The organism is Clostridium sp. BJN0013 (assembly GCF_040939125.1).
Classification (GTDB): Bacteria; Bacillota; Clostridia; order Clostridiales; family Clostridiaceae; genus Clostridium_B.
Window position 1 is genome coordinate 3998821 of the sequence record NZ_CP162495.1, and the last position, 20568, is coordinate 4019388.

General features: G+C 29.6%; 17 protein-coding genes and 1 other annotated feature (1 of these 18 only partly in view). Of the genes, 12 read left to right on the forward strand and 5 right to left on the reverse strand.

Annotated features, from left to right (window positions below):
- Window positions 1–87 precede the first annotated feature (87 nt).
- Window positions 88–987, forward strand: a complete 900-nt coding sequence (locus AB3K27_RS20720; RefSeq protein ID WP_368489163.1) for a radical SAM protein — start codon at window positions 88–90, stop codon at window positions 985–987.
- Window positions 988–1033: 46 nt separating this feature from the next.
- On the opposite strand, the gene AB3K27_RS20725 is transcribed toward AB3K27_RS20720, so the two are convergent.
- From AB3K27_RS20725 to murI, 3 genes are all read right to left on the reverse strand, one after another.
- Window positions 1034–2833 (reverse strand): heme NO-binding domain-containing protein, encoded by a 1800-nt coding sequence (locus AB3K27_RS20725; RefSeq protein WP_368489164.1) that lies wholly within the window; start codon window positions 2831–2833, stop codon window positions 1034–1036.
- A gap of 392 nt (window positions 2834–3225) precedes the next feature.
- The gene (locus tag AB3K27_RS20730) at window positions 3226–3894 is read right to left on the reverse strand and encodes a helix-turn-helix transcriptional regulator (protein ID WP_368489165.1); all 669 of its coding nucleotides are present in this window, start codon (window positions 3892–3894) and stop codon (window positions 3226–3228) included.
- A 73-nt stretch (window positions 3895–3967) separates the two neighbouring features.
- Window positions 3968–4741: a glutamate racemase gene (gene murI / locus AB3K27_RS20735; RefSeq protein ID WP_368489166.1), complete on the reverse strand. Its 774-nt coding sequence runs from the start codon at window positions 4739–4741 to the stop codon at window positions 3968–3970.
- Between the two features lie 340 nt (window positions 4742–5081).
- Between murI and AB3K27_RS20740 the strand changes: the two genes are divergently transcribed.
- Window positions 5082–6980: a glutamine synthetase gene (locus AB3K27_RS20740; protein WP_368489167.1), complete on the forward strand. Its 1899-nt coding sequence runs from the start codon at window positions 5082–5084 to the stop codon at window positions 6978–6980.
- 339 nt (window positions 6981–7319) lie between these two features.
- Here the strand turns inward: AB3K27_RS20740 and AB3K27_RS20745 are convergent, their stop codons facing one another.
- On the reverse strand, window positions 7320–8537 hold the full coding sequence (locus tag AB3K27_RS20745; protein ID WP_368489168.1) for an IS256 family transposase: 1218 nt from the start codon (window positions 8535–8537) through the stop codon (window positions 7320–7322).
- Between the two features lie 118 nt (window positions 8538–8655).
- Window positions 8656–9204, reverse strand: coding sequence for a 2'-5' RNA ligase family protein (locus tag AB3K27_RS20750; RefSeq protein WP_368489169.1), 549 nt, complete (start codon window positions 9202–9204; stop codon window positions 8656–8658).
- A gap of 218 nt (window positions 9205–9422) precedes the next feature.
- On the opposite strand from AB3K27_RS20750, the gene AB3K27_RS20755 reads away from it, so the two are divergent.
- From AB3K27_RS20755 to AB3K27_RS20800, 10 genes are all read left to right on the forward strand, one after another.
- A complete protein-coding gene (locus tag AB3K27_RS20755; protein ID WP_368489170.1) occupies window positions 9423–9587 on the forward strand; it encodes a DUF1540 domain-containing protein in 165 nt (54 codons plus the stop codon).
- Window positions 9588–9822: 235 nt separating this feature from the next.
- Complete coding sequence (locus AB3K27_RS20760; protein WP_368489171.1) at window positions 9823–11085, forward strand: UDP-N-acetylglucosamine 1-carboxyvinyltransferase; 1263 nt, start codon at window positions 9823–9825, stop codon at window positions 11083–11085.
- A 22-nt stretch (window positions 11086–11107) separates the two neighbouring features.
- Complete coding sequence (locus AB3K27_RS20765; protein WP_368489172.1) at window positions 11108–11905, forward strand: MBL fold metallo-hydrolase; 798 nt, start codon at window positions 11108–11110, stop codon at window positions 11903–11905.
- 5 nt (window positions 11906–11910) lie between these two features.
- Window positions 11911–12477, forward strand: a complete 567-nt coding sequence (locus AB3K27_RS20770) for a GerMN domain-containing protein (protein WP_368489173.1) — start codon at window positions 11911–11913, stop codon at window positions 12475–12477.
- A complete protein-coding gene (locus AB3K27_RS20775) occupies window positions 12461–12622 on the forward strand; it encodes a CxxH/CxxC protein (RefSeq protein ID WP_368489174.1) in 162 nt (53 codons plus the stop codon). The genes AB3K27_RS20770 and AB3K27_RS20775 overlap by 17 nt, the downstream gene beginning before the upstream one ends.
- Before the next feature lie 56 nt (window positions 12623–12678).
- Complete coding sequence (locus tag AB3K27_RS20780; protein WP_368489175.1) at window positions 12679–13179, forward strand: SEC-C metal-binding domain-containing protein; 501 nt, start codon at window positions 12679–12681, stop codon at window positions 13177–13179.
- Window positions 13180–13279: 100 nt separating this feature from the next.
- Entirely contained in the window at window positions 13280–14500 is a 1221-nt protein-coding gene (locus AB3K27_RS20785; RefSeq protein WP_368489176.1) for an exonuclease SbcCD subunit D, read from the forward strand.
- Window positions 14487–17981, forward strand: coding sequence for an AAA family ATPase (locus tag AB3K27_RS20790; RefSeq protein ID WP_368489177.1), 3495 nt, complete (start codon window positions 14487–14489; stop codon window positions 17979–17981). The genes AB3K27_RS20785 and AB3K27_RS20790 overlap by 14 nt, the downstream gene beginning before the upstream one ends.
- A 40-nt stretch (window positions 17982–18021) precedes the next feature.
- Window positions 18022–19842: a DUF4434 domain-containing protein gene (locus AB3K27_RS20795; protein ID WP_368489178.1), complete on the forward strand. Its 1821-nt coding sequence runs from the start codon at window positions 18022–18024 to the stop codon at window positions 19840–19842.
- A 30-nt stretch (window positions 19843–19872) separates the two neighbouring features.
- Window positions 19873–20346 (forward strand): methylated-DNA--[protein]-cysteine S-methyltransferase, encoded by a 474-nt coding sequence (locus tag AB3K27_RS20800; protein WP_368489179.1) that lies wholly within the window; start codon window positions 19873–19875, stop codon window positions 20344–20346.
- A gap of 97 nt (window positions 20347–20443) precedes the next feature.
- Window positions 20444–20568: a binding site (T-box leader), on the forward strand (it continues 120 nt past the right edge of the window).

Below are 20568 nucleotides of genomic sequence, written 5' to 3' on the forward strand. Positions count from 1 at the left end.
ATACTTAATTTTAATACTGGACACATCTCTACAACCGGAATATACTTAAAAAGTACTAATAACACATTACTTAAGGAAGTGCTTTTTATGATGAATTATCTTAAAAATTGCCAATTATGTCATAGGTATTGTAAGATAAATAGATTGGAGGGAAACACCGGATTTTGTAATGCAGGTAAAAATATAAAAATAGCTAAAGTATGTCTGCACAATTGGGAAGAACCTTGTATCTCTGGAAGTAAAGGTTCTGGAACCGTATTTTTTTCCAACTGCAATTTAAAATGTGTTTTTTGTCAGAACTACCCAATAAGTGCCAATGGTATTGGAAAGGAAGTATCTATAAAAAAACTCAGTGAAATTTTTCTATTTCAACAAAACAAGGGGGCTCACAACATAAATTTAGTTACACCTACACATTATATTCCTCAAATAATTGAAGCTTTGGATATAGCAAAATCACACGGTCTCAGTTTGCCAGTGTTATTTAATACAAACAGTTATGAAACTTTATCTGCATTAAAAGCTTTAAAAGGACACATAGATGTATATCTGCCAGATCTAAAATATTTTAGTAATAAATATTCCATTAAATACTCTAGTGCTCCAGATTATTTCATTCATGCTACAAAAGCTATAGAAGAAATGTTCAATCAAGTAGGCAGTGTAAAATTTGATAAAAATGGCTTAATAACAAAGGGAGTTATAATAAGGCATCTTATGCTTCCCGGGCTACTATTTGACTCTAAAAAAATAATAGATTATATTTATAATACCTTTGGTGATTCAGTATACATAAGCATTATGAATCAATATACTCCTCTATATAAATCTTTCAAATTTCCTGAAATAAATAAACCTCTAAATTTGAAACACTATAATTCCTTTATAAATTACTGCCTTTCATTAGGTATAAAAAATGCATTTATTCAAAGCAGTGGAACTTGTTCTAAAAATTTTGTACCCCATTTCGACTTACAGGGAATTTAGTTTAAAATATATAAAACTGACTAAATATAAATTAGCCAGTTTTACATTATATTTTATATTTATATAATTCTGCTTTAAAAGATTCTGTTATATTTTTAAATTCATGTATATTACTCATAAGATTTTTAATTTCATTAGTATAACTGGATACACTAGCACTTACTTCTTCAGAGGATGCTGAATTTTGCTGTGCAATTGCAGCTAAAGACTCCATATTTTCATATATTCCAGATATAGCTTCTGACTGTATATTCAACTTATCTATAGTTTTTATCATAGATTCAGCTACTGTTGCCGCTGCAGTAGTTGCTTCATAGCTTATATTCCTGACATCTTTTAAATTTTCGTTTTCTTCTTTAAGAACATTAAATTGTGATTCTATTTTATCTACCAATACCTTTATTTCATCTACAAATTCAATTAAATTAGAATTTATATCCTTAACTGCACCTTGAGATTGTTTTGCTAAAATTCTAATCTCCTCTGCTACTACTACAAATCCCTTCCCTTGTTCTCCAGCTCGAGCTGCCTCAATGGAAGCATTCAGTGCCAATAAATTAGTCTGTTCTGAAATCTCTGAAACTACCGAAACTATACCTGTAATATCTTCTACTTTTGACTGAAGTTCTAATCCTCTATCATTAACCTCTCCAAAACTCTGTAATATAGCTAGTATATTTTTACTAGTATTGTCTATATTCTCATAACTATTATTTATTTTATCTATTGATTTTTCTAATTCCAGTTTATTATTATTCTCATCCTCCACTATATCCTTTAAGTGTGTAATATTATCATTCAATACTGTCACCACATTCTGAGTATTTTCTGCCTGATCCACAGCACAGTTGGCTACTTGTTCCACCACGTCCGATATTTCACTTGAAGTACTGTTCATAGAATTAGATATTTCATTTATATTAGACACAAAAGTACTCATCTCATCAGTTACACCCTTAAATCCTGTAAAATCTGCTTTAATAACATTTTTATGTTTTTTAAGAAGATTAAATATATCCTCAAAAAAATCATTTGTCTCTATATCCCCATCTTCAATATAATTACTGTTATTAATTTTATCTATGGTTTCCATTATGATGGATTTAGGTCTCATAAGTATAGAACAGGAAATATATGATGCAAAAAAAACTAATATTGAAATTACTATAGACTTAAGCCAATCATTTAATCCAAATATTAAAATAGACATTATTAAACAAAATACAAAATTAATTATTCCCATTTTTAACCCTATATTATTTATAATTCCAAATGAAAGAAATTTGTTAAGCCCATATACCTTCTTATAATATATTTCCTTATCAAAGGTAAATTTGAACCTTGCTGAATCATTATTTCTATCTATTTGTTCTATTTTCAACTTTTCACCAAAAAACTTAGCACTTCCCTCTATCATTCCTATAAGATAATCAAACATACCTCTTTCGGATTTATACTCAAATACAGCAGTTTTTGAAGATATAGGATTAATCTTTACCAAAGGTGGTTTAGCTCCTGGAAATTTCTTAGTCATAGCTACATGGACATCAAACATTGATCTTAAAAATGAATATAAATTTTCATGTTCAAAAAAAGCTGGATAATCTTTGTAAAAAGCATTTATATTATCAAGGCCTATTTTTTTCCATAATTCTTTTATATCTTCATCATTAGCTTTTGCTATATATTCTATTACTTTTTTTACTTCTCCGTCATTTACATTCTCTACAGGGGAAAATATCTTGGATGCCCCCCACCTAACTGAATTCATAGCATCATTTACAGTTTTGTCATTATATAATTTTCTGCAAGTTCTCATCCATGTAGCAATAACAGTACCTTTCATTTTTTCTTCCTCCTTTCAAAATTTTTATCAATTTATCCGAAGGTAGCAATTAGCCAACACCCTCATCTTTTTCAAAGTGGGAAATGAACACTGCTGAAAACCTGGATAAGTTCTTCTAAGGTTCAGATGAAAAAAACATTCCTTACGATCAAACTTCACCTGAACCTAACAATCACTTCATTTGTAACAATTATCTCTAATTTTCAAAAAAGTCTCATTTAAAATGAAAAATTTTTTCAAAGGAAACTTATATAACATAATTAATTATACAACAGAATTGGTCTTTTACAAAATTCACTGTAAAATCTTGTAGCCCTTATGAAATAAAGATTCTAACCATAATAACATTTTAGGTTAGAACTTTTTAATTATGTACTTAATAATTTTTTACATTATAATTTTATTTCCAACTTATCTAATTTTGCAATTACTTTTAAATCTTTGATTTCTAATGTTTCAGTTCTTATACTATTTTTACTACTTATGAGTAGAACTTTTTTATTATCCAATTTTTTTATTTGTCTTAACTCTCTTTTCCCATTATATTCAACAAGGCATATGGAATTATTCTCAATTTCTCCAGTTATATGTGCTAAGGCTAGATCTCCATGTTGTATTCTAAAGCCTTCCATATCATTACTTTCTATTTGTAAATAAATAACCTTGTCTTGAGCATATCCTTCTACTTTGTTATTTATTATGAGTAACTGCTTAAAATTAATTACTCTATTCATATTATATCCATAAATAGGTATCTTTTTTAAAACTGAACTAAATGCTTCGCTCCAAACATCCTGAACTTTTTCTTTTTTAGATACAGGAGAAAATTTCTCATTTTTTTCTTCTTCATACACCTGTTCCTCAAAGAACATAGTTATATCATTTATATTTTTACCTAAAATTTTAGACAATTTATCAATTATACCTTGACTTGCTATTTTCCTTCCTAATTCTACTTCATTAATAAATTTTTCTGATACACCTAATTTTTTACCCAATAATTTTTGACTAATTCCTAATTCTATTCTTGCAGATTTTATTTTTTCTCCTACTCTACTCATTTTCTCCTCCTGATTTAATCTTGTAGATAATAATTATTTATTATAATTAAATTCTATATAGAATTTAAAAACTTTACTCTTTTAAAAGTTTATAACTTAACTTTATTATATATTGACTATTCATAGAGTTAAATATCTTTATCTTTCCAATTTTATTTTTATTGCCTTCTATATGATATTTAATAAGTTGTCTTTTCAATTGTCTAACGGTTCCTTTACTTCCATCTAGTATAGGGACATCCTGATTTAAAACTTTGGATATACTTTTTTTTATAAAAGGATAATGGGTACATCCCAATACTATTGCTGCAATTCCATTTTCCTTTAAAGGATTTAACTTTTTTTCTAAATAATGCTCTATTTCCGCTCCTTCTGTTTTTCCCTCCTCAATAAGTTCTACTAAACCACTGCAGGGAAGTGGTAAGATATTTGAATTACTATATCTTCTCATAAGATTATTAAATTTACTTTCCTCTAGAGTCATAGGTGTTGCCATTATTATTATATTTCCTTTTCTATTACATTCTACTGCAGGTTTTAAGGCTGGCTCTATACCCACTATAGGCATATATTTACTGTACACTTTTCGTAGATCTATTATAGCAGCACTAGTCGCCGTATTACATGCCACTACTAAGGCCTTTATATTTTTCTTTAATAAAAATTCTACAGCATTAAATGTGAGTCTTTTGACCTCTTCTACAGTTCTGACTCCATAAGGTGCCATCTTTGAATCCCCGAAATAAACAAAATTTTCATTGGATAAGATTTTAACAGCTTCTTTTAATACACTTATTCCACCCACTCCTGAATCAAAAAAACCAATTGGTCTATCCTCAGAATCCACTTTATCACCTCACTACTTAAATAAAATATTATACATTTTATTATATAATATAGATTTAAACCACACAAATTTTAAAAAGTATGGATAAATATATTTAATTTTTAAACCTTATTCCTTAAAATTATATTTTATATTTTTTTACTATTGCAACTTGACCTATAAATTTATTCAAAATCTATTGACATCTATGAATATTAATTATAAAATCATAAATATATAAAATTTAAATAATTAATAAATAATTTATATTTTATCGATTAAAATATAAATTAAATTGACTATACACTGACAGAGTATTAAAAATTCATACTCTTCTAATCATTTATAGGAGGAAAAAACTATGTTAAAAGATTTAATCTATGTAATACCTAAGACCATGCAATCTGAAGATAGCTTAAAAGAAACACTAACTTCCCACCCTGAGATAAAATTTGTATCCCTTGTAGGTATAGACCTTTCAGGAAATGATACTGATGAAAAAATCCCCATTAAAATTTTCCTAAAAGATATATCTGGATTTTTAAAAGGCTCAATTCAGACTGATGGTTCATCTGTAGTTCTTCCAGGTATAGCTACACTAAACAATGCGAAAGTTGACATGGTATGTGATTGTGATGTAAATTGGTATGTAGACTATAATACTAATAATATCGATCCTGAAACAAATAAACCCGTAGGAACACTTAGAATCCCATGCTTTTTCTATCATGAACACAAGGCTGTGGATTCTAGATATGTACTAAAAAATTGCATACAACACTTTGAAACAAACCTTCTAAATCTATTCAAAGAATATCCAAATTCCCTGTCTTCTTTTGGAGTAAAATATGAAGATATAGATGATGTAGTTGCTACATGTGCAACAGAGTTAGAATTCTGGGTAAATACTCCTAATAACTCTGCTGAAATTGAAGAATTATCTACATCTCAAACACTACAAGAACAATATTGGACTAGAACTAAGGGTGCAGTAAGGACTGCTTTAGAACAAACACTTTCAGTCATGGAATTATACGGATTGGAACCTGAAATGGGGCATAAAGAAGTAGGAGGAATAAAATCTAATATTGATGATAAGGGAAGATTTAATCATATAATGGAGCAACTTGAAATAGATTGGAAATATTCTACTGCAGTACAATCTGTGGACAATGAATTGCTGGTAAAAAGTATAGTTAAAGAAACTTTCAGAAATAATGGATTAGAGGTTACTTTCCTAGCTAAACCTATAGATGGAGTAGCTGGAAGTGGAGAACATACTCACATAGGCATGGCATTGAAACTGAAAAGTGGTAAAATGATAAATTTATTTTCTTCTACTAAAAATCACTTTTTAAGTATTTTTGGTTACGCTTCAGTAATGGGAATACTTAAAAACTATGAGGTTATAAATCCTTTTGTTTCTTCTACAACCGATGCCTTAAGAAGATTAAAACCTGGATTTGAAGCACCTGTTTGTATAGTAACTTCTATAGGACATTCTGTCGAGATACCTTCAAGAAACAGAACTGTACTCATAGGAGTCGTAAGAGATTTAGAAAATCCTTTAGGTACAAGATTTGAACTTAGAGCACCAAATCCTCGTACTAATACTTATCTTGCTGTAACAGGATTATATATGGCTATGTTAGATGGAATAACCTATGCAGTAACCAACGCTAAAACAGAAGATGAGCTTTTAGCTGAGTTATCCAAAAAACCTGAAGAAGATGCATCGTATCTAGAAAAAGGAAGAGCTTATAGAAGTGAGGAAGATGTATTTGAAGATTTTACTGATGAAGAAAGAACTAAGTTCTTTGGTAAAGCTCCTGCAACTGTATACGAAAATTTAATTGCCATCGATAAATATCCAGAAAAGAAAGCTGTGTTAACTAAAGGCAATGTATTAAATGACAAATTAATAAATAGCTTTAAATTAGGTGCTATAAAAAGATGGTTAGTAGAACTAAATCATAGAATTTTAAATGAATATATTAACGAAATAAGGAATTACAAACTTCTCCACTCTGTGGATAAAGCTCTAGATTTAGACGTGGCTACCTGGATGAAAATAGATACTTTGAAATGCTACTTAATGAAAGACTCTTACTCTAATAAAAGTTTATTCTCTAAGATAAGAATTGCATCAGAGGAGGAAAATTATGAGGAAGTATCTAAACTTCAAATAGAAGTAGAACAAAAAATGTCAGAATTAAGAGAATTATACTCTATATACAAAAAAAATTTACTTGATATCTAATATAGAAAACAGAGTAAGCTTTAAACTTACTCTGTTTTAAGGCCGTGAAAATAATTATGTGTATTCTCTTTCTTTAGACAAATAATTTTGAAATGTTGTGATTTGTAAGTTAATGCAAATTAATATGGATAACTGCGAATTATTAATCAGTATTATATTGTATATTATATCCACTTTTGGTCAATAATATACATGCCAATAACAATATAGGGCAATGCTGAGGAGCAACCTGAGCGACTATTGGTGTTCTATACAGGAACGGATAGGATTAAAACTATCCGTTCCTGGAAGAACATATGCGATAAACCTCAGGGGTCCGGGGACAGAGTCCCTGGTAGATTAAGCTCCTTTGTTCAATACTTCGCTGAATAGTATGTTAAGCTGGTTTACAACCATATCCCAATTTTCATAGGAACGAGTCCATTTCTTGCTTATTCTCTGCGTGGCAAGGTACAGCATTTTCATGAGACTATCGTCATTTGGAAATATAAGCTTAGCTTTGGTTACTTTCCTGAACTGACTGTTAAGGCTCTCTATGGCATTTGTAGTATACATGATTTTACGGATATAATCAGGAAACATGAAAAAAGTTACAAGGTTATCCCAGTTGTCTTCCCAGCTTTTTATGGCATTTGGATATTTACCTTCCCATTTTTCTTTTGCATCCATGAGATTCTCAAGTGCGGCATCCTCATTTACTGCACCATAGACAGCTTTTAAGTCTTTTGCAAATGCCTTTTTATCCTTATAGGGTATATATTTCATACTGCTTCTCAGCTGATGGATTATACATCTCTGGATTTTGGCAAAAGGATATACAGCTCCTATTGCCTCCTTAAATCCATTAAGTCCATCCACACAAAATACAAGTACATTGCAAACTCCCCTATTTTTAAGGTCATTGAGTACTGAAAGCCAAAATTTACTGCTTTCATTTGCACCTATCCATATACCAAGGACTTCTTTTTGTCCATCCATATTTACACCAAGTACCACATAGGCAGCCTTAACTATAATTTGCTTATCTTCCCGCACTTTATAGTGAATTGCATCCATAAATACAAAAGAATAAGTTTTTTCAAGTGGTCTGTTTTGCCATTCTGCAACCACTGGAAGAATTCTATTTGTTATATTTGATACCATTTCTGGAGAAAGATCTACGTCATAAAGATTTTTCACCTGTTCTGATATATCTCTTGTAGTCATTCCTGCTGCATATAGAGCCATGACTTTATCTTCAATGCCAGTCGCATTTCTTTTATACTTTGGAATAATTTTAGGCTCATATTTACCGTTTCTATCCCGGGGGATATTAAGCTCAACGGCACCCAACTCGGATTTTATAGTTTTCTTGGAATACCCATTCCTACTATTAGTTGTTTGTTTTTCAGTTACATCATATTTGTCATATCCAAGCTGGGTATCCATTTCTGCTTCCAATGCTTCTTGAAGAACATCTTTAAACATTTCCTTCATGGCAGCCAGGACTTCATCAGGACTTTTAAATTTTTGTTCATTCACATAATTCCTTAAAATTTCTTTAGAAATATTCGACATAAAAAATCACTCCTTCATGTTAATAATTGTAAATTTATCATCTAAAATTATTGCCTTGAAAGAGTGCTTTTTATTCACTTTACACAAAATTTTTTATAGGCTCGTTTTTAAATATAACTTAAAAATCTCTCAGCGGGAAATTCTTTACTACTACTTCTTTTTTGCTATTTACAGCTTTCCAAAGTTCCATCCTATCTATTCTAACCATCCTATGAGCATCATCTATCTTAATGTTTTCATAAAATGTACTATTATATTCCTTAAAATTCAATTCTCTCATTTGATAATTAGTGTTTGCCAATAAAACTTTTAAATCTATATTATTTAAATTCTCTTTTACATTAAACCTATGTAATCTTAAAATTTCATTTATTTGTCTAGCCAATCTTATAATATATCCTTTATTCGCAATTTTTAAATTAATAGATTTATAAAGCGAATCAATACTAGCATCATTTATCTGTACTTTAAATTTTTTGTAAGGCTTTAATATATCCGAAACAACTTTAATAAGTTTTTCCAAATCAGGATTTTCTATAACCTCAAGATTTATATGTAACATGGGTATATTTTTATATAATTTATATTTTCTACATACGTTTTTCTGTATACGTTGAATATAAAAATACGAATCTCTATCAAATAAAGCTACCAAATAATACTTCATTATTTCCTCAGTCCTTCGGATAAATTTACAAATATGCACTCCGTTTAGGTAATATTATAACATAAAATTACTATATATAACATTAAATATTTACATTAATTCATAGAATATAAACTATATAAAAAGACAATACTATTAATGTTTAAAAATTTATATAGAGAAAGAGGTGGCAAATCCTGCTTACTAAGAATACAATATTTCTATAAGCAGGTAAAATTATGAACAATGGTAAAAATTCTAGTATAGGATGTATAGTTAACGAATGTAGATTTCATGCGAAAAACACTAATTACTGTACACTCGACAAAATAGAAGTCACTAAACACGAAACAATGGCCAAAGATATACAATGTACTGACTGTGGAAGTTTTAAAAAGGAATAACTACTTCTACAGCATCTCCTAAAAAACACAAATTGCACTAAAAAACCCGGTTTTACTTTTTAAAGCCGGGTTTTAAATTTACAAATAAATAATTTTAACACACCCTTCATATTTTTAAATTTATTGTTAAAATAATATAGAATTATGTTATAATAAACTTTGTGTAATATGAATTAAATTTAATATTTTTTAAGATTTTATATAAATTAAATTTATGATAAGGATGGATACATAAATGAATAAATTAGTAATTAATGGCGGAAATCCTCTTTCCGGTTCTATAGAGATTAACGGTGCTAAAAATGCTGCCGTTGCAATATTGCCAGCATCAATACTAGCTAGTGAAGGTACATGTTCCATTGATAATATACCTGATATAGAAGATGTACACTGCATAGAAAAAATCTTGAAAAGCTTAGGTTGTAAAGTAAAAACAGGCAAAAACTTAGTAGTCATAGACAGCACTACTATAAATAAAATAGATGCAGATACTGATGATGTAAGAAAAATGCGAGCTTCTTACTACCTTATAGGTGCACTACTAGGTAGATTTAAAAAGGCAAGAGTTGAACTTCCAGGAGGATGCCCTATAGGGGTACGGCCTATAGATCAACATATAAAAGGTTTTGAAGCTTTAGGTGCCAAAGTAGAAATCAAGCATGGTTGTGTGTCGGTAAGTGCTGAAAAATTGATTGGCACAAGTATATTTTTTGATGTAGTAAGTGTAGGTGCCACCATAAATGTGATGTTAGCTGCTACCCTGGCAGAAGGAGTAACCACCCTAGAAAATGTAGCAAAAGAACCTCATGTAGTAGATGTAGCAAACTTCTTAAATAGTATGGGAGCAAATATTAAAGGTGCAGGTACTGAAATAATACGTGTAGTAGGAGTAAAAAAATTAAAAGGTTGTTCCTACAGTGTTATACCAGATCAGATAGAAGCAGGTACATATATGATTGCAGCTGCCGCTTGTGGTGGAGAAGTAATAATAGAAAATGTTATACCCAAACATTTAGAATCCATATCTGCAAAACTAATAGAAATGGGCGTTGAAATAATAGAAAATGGTGACTCTATAACTGTGAGATCAAAGGGTAGATTAAAAGGTGTAAATATAAAAACCCAGCCCTATCCAGGTTTCCCTACTGATGTACAACAGCCTTTAAGTGCTCTTCTAACAATTGCAGAAGGAAGAAGTATCATAAACGAAAGTATATGGGAAAGTAGATTTAAACATATAGATGAATTAAAAAAAATGGGTGCAAACATTAAGGTAGAAGGAAGAATTGCTATTATAGACGGTGTAGATAAACTCAGTGGGGCTATAGTAAAAGCTACAGACTTAAGAGCCGGTGCAGCAATGGTTATAGCAGGTCTTATTGCAGATGGCACCACTGAAGTTTTAAGTATTGATCATATTGATAGGGGATATCCTAATATAGAGGATAAATTTACAGCTTTAGGTGCTGATATAAAAAGAGTATCTTATATGGAATAATTAAAATTTAGGAGATATTATTATGATTTTTTGTCCTTTGTACAGCGGAAGTAGTGGAAATAGCACCTTTTTGGCTTCAGACAATACTAAAATTTTAGTAGACGCAGGTCTCTCAGGTAAAAGTGTAGAAACCGCCCTCTTAAAAATAGGATTCAATCCTAATGAAATAGATGCCATACTTATTACTCATGAACACACCGATCATATTAAAGGAGTAGGAGTTTTATCCAGAAAATATAATATACCCATTTATGCGAATGCCCTTACCTGGCAATGTATGTCAAAGTGTATTGGGAAAATAAAAGAACATAACATAAAAATAATCTACAACAATCACATAAGCATAAAAGATATGGATATAACAAGTTTCAGCACATCTCATGATGCTGTAGACCCTTATGGCTATGCCATTGATTGTAAAAATAAAAGAGCTTGTATAGCAACAGACTTAGGATTTATTTCAAAGGAAATCAAATATATTTTAAAAGACTCTGATGTAATACTTTTAGAAAGTAATCACGATGTTGAAATGCTAAAATTCGGGCCATACCCCTATGATCTAAAAAGACGAATTCTAAGTAAAATAGGACATTTGTCCAATGATGATTGTGGAAAAGCTATATTAAATATTATAAATAATAAATTTAAAAAAATTGTTTTGGGACATCTAAGCAAAACAAATAATTATCCTGAATTAGCATACCAAACTGTAATAAATACTTTAATTGATGCTGGTGTAAAATTAAATACGGATGTAACTATATCTATGGCAAGACGTGATAAACCTAGTAATTATATAAATTTGAATAGAAAAAGGTGAGACATATGAAAAAGATTTTTATTATATTTCTATGCTTTATAATTACATTTTCTATTTTAATATTAGCTGCTTGTGACAAAAAAGATAATTTAAGTATAAACAATAATGAAAAAGAAAAGACTATAGCTCTTTCAAAAGAAACAGATAATCTTCTTGATTTAAATATTTATTTTAATTCTTCTAAGGATCCAAATACGGTTGAGATATCCAAGGAAAGCCGTATAATAAAAAAAGATGAATTATTCGCAGAAACCATAATAAATGAATTAATAAAAGGTCCTTCTGTTAAAAGTAATCTAATTCCTATACTTCCTAAAAATGCTAGAATTATAAGTATGTCAATAAAAGATAATATTGCTTATTTAAATTTAAGTGAAGAAGCTAATATTGAAATGACCTCAATTGAAGAAGAAACTTGTTTGAAAAGCATAGTTTTTTCACTTACCCAAATTTCAACTATAAAAAAAGTTAAGATTTTTATAGATAATAAGGATTCAGATATTTGGAGCAATAATTTTGACCTCTCGAAACCTATTGGAAAGGACGATATTGAAAATGCCAGAAAAAAATAAATACTGCTGCAGTGAACATATAGATATATCTTTTGATGATTTTATATTGGATAATGAAACCTTTCCCTATTTAATAAGTACTGAAAACCACAAATGTACTTATTGTAATAAGGAAGCTAAATACATTTTAAAATTAAAACCTTAAAGTAAAAATTTTTGAAGGGAGGTACTGCTACAAAAGTACCGTAGCAGAATAAAACTATGGGTTTGTATAAAAATTGGACAGATATGGTTGTAGACTTTGTAAAAACTAACGGAGAAGATGCATTCTGGAAACAATATGGAGCAATTGAAAAAAATATTTATACAAAAATATTATGTGAAAATGAAAATATTATAGAAGGAACCATAGAAGAACTAGCAAAAAATTTTGAAACTTCAACAATATATTTTATGGGGTTTCTAGATGGTGTAAACACTAGCTTAGATACTCCTCTTGAGTTAAATGATTTGGAAGAAAACTCTAAAATCAATATAAATATTAACCTTGAAAAATTGTATTATAATATGCTGGATTCAAAAGCAGATTATTTATATAAGCTTCCTCAATGGAATTCCATATTCTCCAATGAGAAAAGAAAAGAAATCCGTAAAAAATGGCTTAATTCTAAAACAATAGTAAATAAAAATAAAATAGGTAGAAATGATCCTTGTCCCTGTGGAAGTGGCAAAAAATATAAACATTGCTGTGGAAACAAATGATGCTATTAAAGCTTTTATAAATTACATAAAAACGCCACTAATATTTAAATGTTAGTGGCGTATACTATAACCTTATTATTAAATTTGAGAGGAGAATCTAATGAGAATTTTACATACTTCCGACTGGCACCTTGGCAAAAGTTTGGAAGGTCACAGCCGTATGGAAGAACAGGAGACATTTCTCAAAGATTTTATAAATATAGTCCAGAAAAATCATGTAGATCTAATAATTATTGCAGGAGATATTTATGATAATTCAAATCCACCTGCAAAAGCAGAAAAAATGTTTTACCACACATTAAAGAATTTGTCCTCAAATGGAGAGAGGATAACCCTGATTATCGCAGGAAATCATGACAATCCTGATAGATTGGTAGCAGCAGAACCTCTAGCTAGAGATCATGGTATCATAATGATAGGGACTCCAAAATCCATAGTAGCCCGAGGTAATTATGGAAACAATAAAGTGGTGAATTCTGGTGAGGGCTTTATTGAAATTGAAATCAAGGGAGAAAGGGCTGTGATTATAACAGTACCCTACCCCAGCGAAAAGAGATTAAATGAAGTCTTATATAATGGCATGGAAGAGGAAAAAAACCAAATAAAATCATATAATGATAGAATTAAAAAATTATTTCATAATTTAAGTAAAAATTATAGGAAAGATACCATAAATATTCTTGTTTCTCACTTGTTCACCCTAGGAAGTGACCAGGCGGGATCCGAGAGAAATGTTCAGCTGGGTGGAAGTTTTATTGTAGATAGCGATTGTTTTCCTGAAAGTGCACAGTACATTGCCCTAGGGCACATCCATAAAACTCAAATAGTACCAGGAACTAGTGGAAAAGCCAGATATTCTGGTTCACCCATTCAATACAATAAAAAAGAAATTAATTTCAAGAAAAAATGTTTTATTGTAGATATAAAAGCAGGAGAAGACTGCAATGTCCAGGAAGTTGAATTCAAGGTGTATAAACCCATAGAAGTCTGGAAATGCAGCAGCATTGAAGATGCTATAGAAACATGTTATAAGAACAAGAATAAAAATTGCTGGGTCTATTTAGAGGTGGTTACGGACAGGTTTATAAGGGAAGATGAAATAAAAGTCATGAAAACCACAAAAAAAGACATACTTGAAATTGTACCAAAAATGAAAAACAGTTCTTCTGAAAATATAGATATACATGATTTTTCCCATAAATCCTTTGAAGAAATTTTTAGAGAATTCTACTTTAAAGAAAGAAAAGTGGAACCTCAATCAGAGGTAATAGATTTATTATTATCTATTATTAAGGAGGAAAAAGAGGATGAAACCTATTAGCCTTAAAATAAAAGGATTGAATAGCTTTGAGAATACTCAGGAAATTGATTTTGAAAAGTTGACGGAAAGAGGCATATTTGGTATATTCGGACCTACAGGCAGCGGAAAATCCACTGTACTTGATGGAATTACCCTATCTCTATATGGCGAAGTAGCCAGGAAAAGTTCAAATTTTATAAATGTAAATTGCAATGATTCACATGTAAGCTATCAATTTCAGATATCTGAAAAAGAAGTAAAAACTTATAGAGTAGAAAGGGAATTCAGAAGAGACCAGAAGAGTGGCAACGTAAGAAGTAAAGGGGCTAGAATAATAAGTATTGAGGGAAATACGGAAAGAATTCTAGAAGAAGGAGCCAAAAATGTAACTGAAAAATGCCAGGAAATACTGGGACTGAAACTGGAGGATTTCACAAGAACTGTAGTGCTTCCTCAGGGCAAATTCAGTGAATTTTTGAAACTAGAAGGTAAAGATAGAAGAAATATGCTTGAAAGATTATTTGGTCTACAAAAATATGGAGATGACCTCTCATTTAAATTGAATTTAAAAAATAAAGAGGAAAAAAGAAAGTTCGATGAACTCAATGGACAGCTCAAGGGTTATGAAGGCATCAATGAAGAGATTCTGGAAACTAAAATACTACTAATGAAAGAATTGGAGAATAATTATAAAAAAACTAAAAAGGAATATGATGATTTAGAAAAGAAATATAATTATGAAAAAGAATTGTGGAAGCTTCAATTGGAATTAGAAGAAAAGTACCGTGAACTAGAAATATTAAAAAAAAGAGAAAATGAAATAAAAGACTGTGAGAAAAGAGTTAAATTGGCAGAAGGAGCTTTAAAGGTAAAACCTTATATAGATAACTTTCAAAGTATATCTGAACAAATAAAAAGTATTAAAGATGAACTATCAAATTTAAATATTAGAATAAGTCTTATAAGAAAAAATAAAAATGAGGTAGAAATGTTGTTAAATAAAGCTAGGGATAGAAAAGACAAAGAATTACCCGAGTTAAAAGTAAAAGAACAAAAAATTAAAGATGCCATGGATGAGCAGAGACTACTTGAAAAGCTCAAACAGGAAAAAAACTCTCTAGAGAACCACATTAAATCTTTAAAGGAGAAATTGAACAACAATGTTAACCACATGATAATAAATGAGAATTATACAGACAATTTATTAAATAAAATAAAAAGTAAAGAAAACTTAATGGAAACTTTAAAAATTTCTGAAGAATATAAGAGAAAAATAAATGAAGGTATAATTATTCTAGCTAATTATGAAAATAGAATGATACACAGAGACGAATTAGTAGAAAATATAAAAAATTGCCAAAAGAATATAAAAACAGCAGCTTACAAAGACGAGATATTACTGAAAGATATCAATGAAAAGGAAAACACATTAAGGCACTATGAGACACGTTTAAATACATTGATTAAAACATGCCCTGGAGATGAAAATACACTGTTATCTTTTCAGCAGAACCTGTCTTATTTGAAAACAAAATGGGATAAATATGATGAGTATATAAATTTGTTGGATAAAAATAAAGATATGTTAGAAAATTTGGAGAAAGACTTAAAACATATAACTTCCATTAAATCTAAGATGAAATATAATACAGAAGAACTAGAGAAAAAAATTTATCAATTTGAAAAAGAAAATATGGCAATTATGCTGATACATAATCTACAGGAAGGTGATTTATGTCCTGTATGTGGTTCTGTATACCGTCAGAAAAAAGAAATCCGTGAAATCGACAAGGAAAATCTTGAAAAATTAAAATTCCATTTTATTGAACAGAAAAGTAAAATGGAAGAATTGACTAAAAAAGCAATAGAAATTCAGACTAATATTGTATCAGAAAGAAAAAACACAGAGGAAAATGAACGCAAAATTAAAGAATTGGGGGAAGATTTTAAATCAACTCCCACAAAAGTTCTTGAAGATAAATTCTATAAATTAAAACAGGATTTATATAAATTTAACGAAGAAAAAAACCTTCTGGAAGAAGAAATAAAAAAGCTGAAAGATAAAAAGAATTCTCTTGATATTAATCATAATAGAGAAGCTACAATACAAATCCAGGAAAAGACTCAGCTTATAAAATTACAGCAAGATTTAGAATTGGAAGAAGAGAAAATAAAATTACTAGAGGGCCAATTATCTTCATTAAAGACTGAGCTATCTGCAGAAGATTTTAAAAACAAAGCAAATGAAATAATGGAAAGACAAAAACGTATATCCAAATTGGAAAGTGAAATAAAAGAAATGAGGAAAACCTTAGAAATAAAGCAAAGTGAAAGAGATAAAATTAGGAGTTATATCACAGTTCTAAAAGAAAAACTGAGTGAAAAACAAACAAGAGCCCAGGAAATGGATAAAAGCATAATCGAAAAAGAACAAAACATAAAAAATAAAGTAGGTGAAATAGGTGATCTTACCTACTTCAGTAAAAAAGTATATACGCTTATAGAAAAAATTAAAAGTGAATATATAAAAACTGAAAAAGCTGCCAGAGAAATAGGAACAGAATATGATGACCTCAATAATAAGATAATATTAGATCAGAGTAAGCTAGTCAATTTAAATGAAAGAAATATAATAGAAGAAAAAAATCTTAAAAATGTACTGGAAGAACAAGGATTTGAGGATATTTATAAAGTTGAAAAATTTTTCATGAATAAATTAGAAATGGAGAAATTCAATAAAGAAATACAGGAGTATAAGAATTCTATTGCAAAAATAAAAGGTGCCATAGAAAATATTTATAAAAATATGGAGGGCAGAACTTTAACAAAAGAGCAGTGGGATAAAACACAAAATGATAAAAATGAAAAAAGTTATGAGCTAAATAAATTATATGAAAATAAAATAACATTAAATAAAGAAGTAGCTTCTATAAATACAAAATTATCAGAACTAAAAAAACTCTTAAGTGAAAAGAAAAAAATGGAACATAAATTAGGACTCCTAGGTGATTTAGAGAAATTGTTTAAAGGTAAAAAGTTTGTGGAGTTTATAGCAGCAAATCAGTTAAAATATATATCTTTAGAGGCAGATAAGAAATTAAGGGAAATTACCTGCGGCAATTATGGACTGGAAGTAGATGAGGATGGTAAATTTTTTATTAGGGATTATAAAAATGGAGGTAAGGAAAGAGATGCTTCTACATTATCAGGAGGCGAAACTTTTGTCACATCTTTGGCACTAGCACTAGCATTGTCATCTCAAATACAGTTAAAAGGCAGGTCACCTTTGGAATTGTTTTTTCTGGATGAGGGCTTTGGAACCCTAGATGATAATTTACTGGAAATAGTTATGGATTCACTGGAAAAAATCCATAATGATAAATTGTCCATAGGAGTCATAAGTCATCTGGAAATTATAAAGGAAAGAATGCCTGTAAAACTTATAGTAACTGCCACTGAATCCGGAATGGGAGGCAGTAAAGTAAAAATAGAAAAAAATTAATCCAAATTATTTAAAAAGGAGAAAGGAATACTTATAATATATGTGGAATAAAAAATTCATATCAATAAGTTTAATTTTAATAACTTTACTTTTTACATTAATGTACTTTAATAGCCCCTTAAGAAATAATAAAAATTACCCCATAGTAGCTGGTTCTTTTATACAATTGGATTTAACCCAAAATTGGAATTCAGATAAGTGGGAAAAAGAATTGACCTATCTTAAGGAAAATAAAATGGAATATCTGGTAATAACAAATGTTTCACAAACAGAAGGGGATATTACTAAAACATGTTATAAAAGTAAAAATGAAAACTTTCAAAAACTATATGGCAATGTAGATCCTGTAGACTTATGTCTAAAGAATGCTGAAAAACTAAATATTAAAGTCTTTATAGAGACAAATTTTAATAGTCAGTGGTGGCAAATATCAGGAAATGATTCCTTATGGCTAAATTCTCAAATGGAAAGAGCTAATCTTATAGCCGATGAACTATATGAAAATTATCATTCTAAATATCCCGATGCATTTTATGGATGGTATTTTCCCTATGAAGTGGACAATGCTAAGTTCAATAAATCTAGTGATTTTGACACTCTAGCCAATGCCCTTAACATTCATATAAATTATCTTAATACAAACCAGAAACGCTTGCCAATTTTACTATCACCATTTATGAATTCTTCTGTAGGGAGTGCAAAAGAATATTCTTCAAACTGGGAATATTTATTCTCAAAAACTAATTTTAAAAGTGGAGATATATTTTGTCCCCAAGATTCTATAGGAAGTGGCAGATTAAAGCTAGATGAAGTCAATTCCTGGTATACTGCCCTTAGAAAGGCGGTAAATAAAAAGCCTGGAATGTTATTCTGGGCTAATACAGAAACCTTTGACTATGTTAATAATTCTACTGTACCACTAGATAGATTTTTAAAACAACTTAAACTAGAACAACCTACTGTAGATAATATACTCTGTTTTTCATACAGCCATTACTACAGTCCAAACAACATATCCAGTGGATTTAATGAAGCATATTCCTATTATGTAAAAAAAGGAAAACTTCCTAATAAAAAATTAGATATACCCCAAAATCTTAATGTAGCTGTCATAGAAAAAAATAAATTTAAAATAACCTGGTCAGCTCCAAAAAAAACTGATAATATTTGTGGATATGAAATTTATAGAAATAATATTTTAATTTCAAGAATTATGGTCCAAAGAAAATATGGCGGTGATCCTAAAGTATTTTCCAATACTATTGTAGATATGCCTATACTGAAAGAAGATGTAAAATCCTATACCTATAAGGTAAGAGCTTTAGACTTTTCAGGTAATCTATCAAAACCATCTAATTTGGTAACAGTTAATGTGGATTCTATCAAAAAGCTGCCTAATATAGTTTCTAAAAATTGTACCTATACTCTTTCCCCTATGCCCCATGAAAATTATAATGACCCCAAACTTACCAAAATTACAGATGGAAAATATTCTTCTATAAACTCGGTAAAAGACAAAAGTTTTATAGGGTGGTACAATGATGCCTTAAATATAAATATAGATTTAGGGAAGGTAATGCCTGTACAACAATTTATGGTAAGCTATCTAAGAGATCCTATTCCTTGGGCTGAGCTGCCTGATAGAGCTTCTATTTCCATATCACAAGATGGTATAAATTTTACTCCAGTAGGACTTATAAGAATTCCCTCTATCCCCTTTTCTGATAGATATGGTTCTAAATATCCCTTGTACCTTACACTGGATACCCCTGTAAATGCCAGATATGTAAAGCTATTTTCTGTTACTAAGGCTAATCACTATACTTTTATAGATGAATTTGAAGTAAGAAATACTCAATAGAGATTTCTATAATAGAAAGAAGGTATTAATATGAAAATTTCACACACCTGCTATTATCCTTCTCCTATTGGAACTATCAAAATAGATAGTGATAATATAGGAATAACTTCTATACTATTTTTAGACTATGAACCAAAAATCATAAATAATAATGAATGCTGTACGTATATAAAAAATTGTATAACTCAGCTGGAGGAATATTTTAAAGGCACTAGAAAAACTTTCTCAATTAAATTGCATATCTCTGACACTCCCTTTAGAGAAAAAGTGTGGAAGGAACTTCTAAAGATCCCATATGGCCGTACCTGTTCTTACTATGATATAGCTAACTCAATAAATAATAAAAATGCTGTTAGAGCCGTAGGGGGTGCAAACCACCATAATAAAATAAGCATAATTATACCCTGCCATAGAGTTATAGGTAAAGATGGAAGTTTAACTGGATATGGCGGTGGACTATGGCGAAAAAAATGGCTTTTAGAACATGAACAGAAATATAAATGATACCAACATATTTTTTTATAATCATTGACAATAAATTTCATAAATATTATAATTTTAAAGTAAAGATTTAAATTATGATAAATTTTAACGTATAGAACTAAAAACGATGATGAGAAGAGTAGGTATAGAAACTTTCTAAAGCGAATTGGTTATGGTGGGAGTCCAATGTAAGCCTATATTAAAGAACATCTCAAAGTTTCTAACTGAAACCTTTACGGAAGT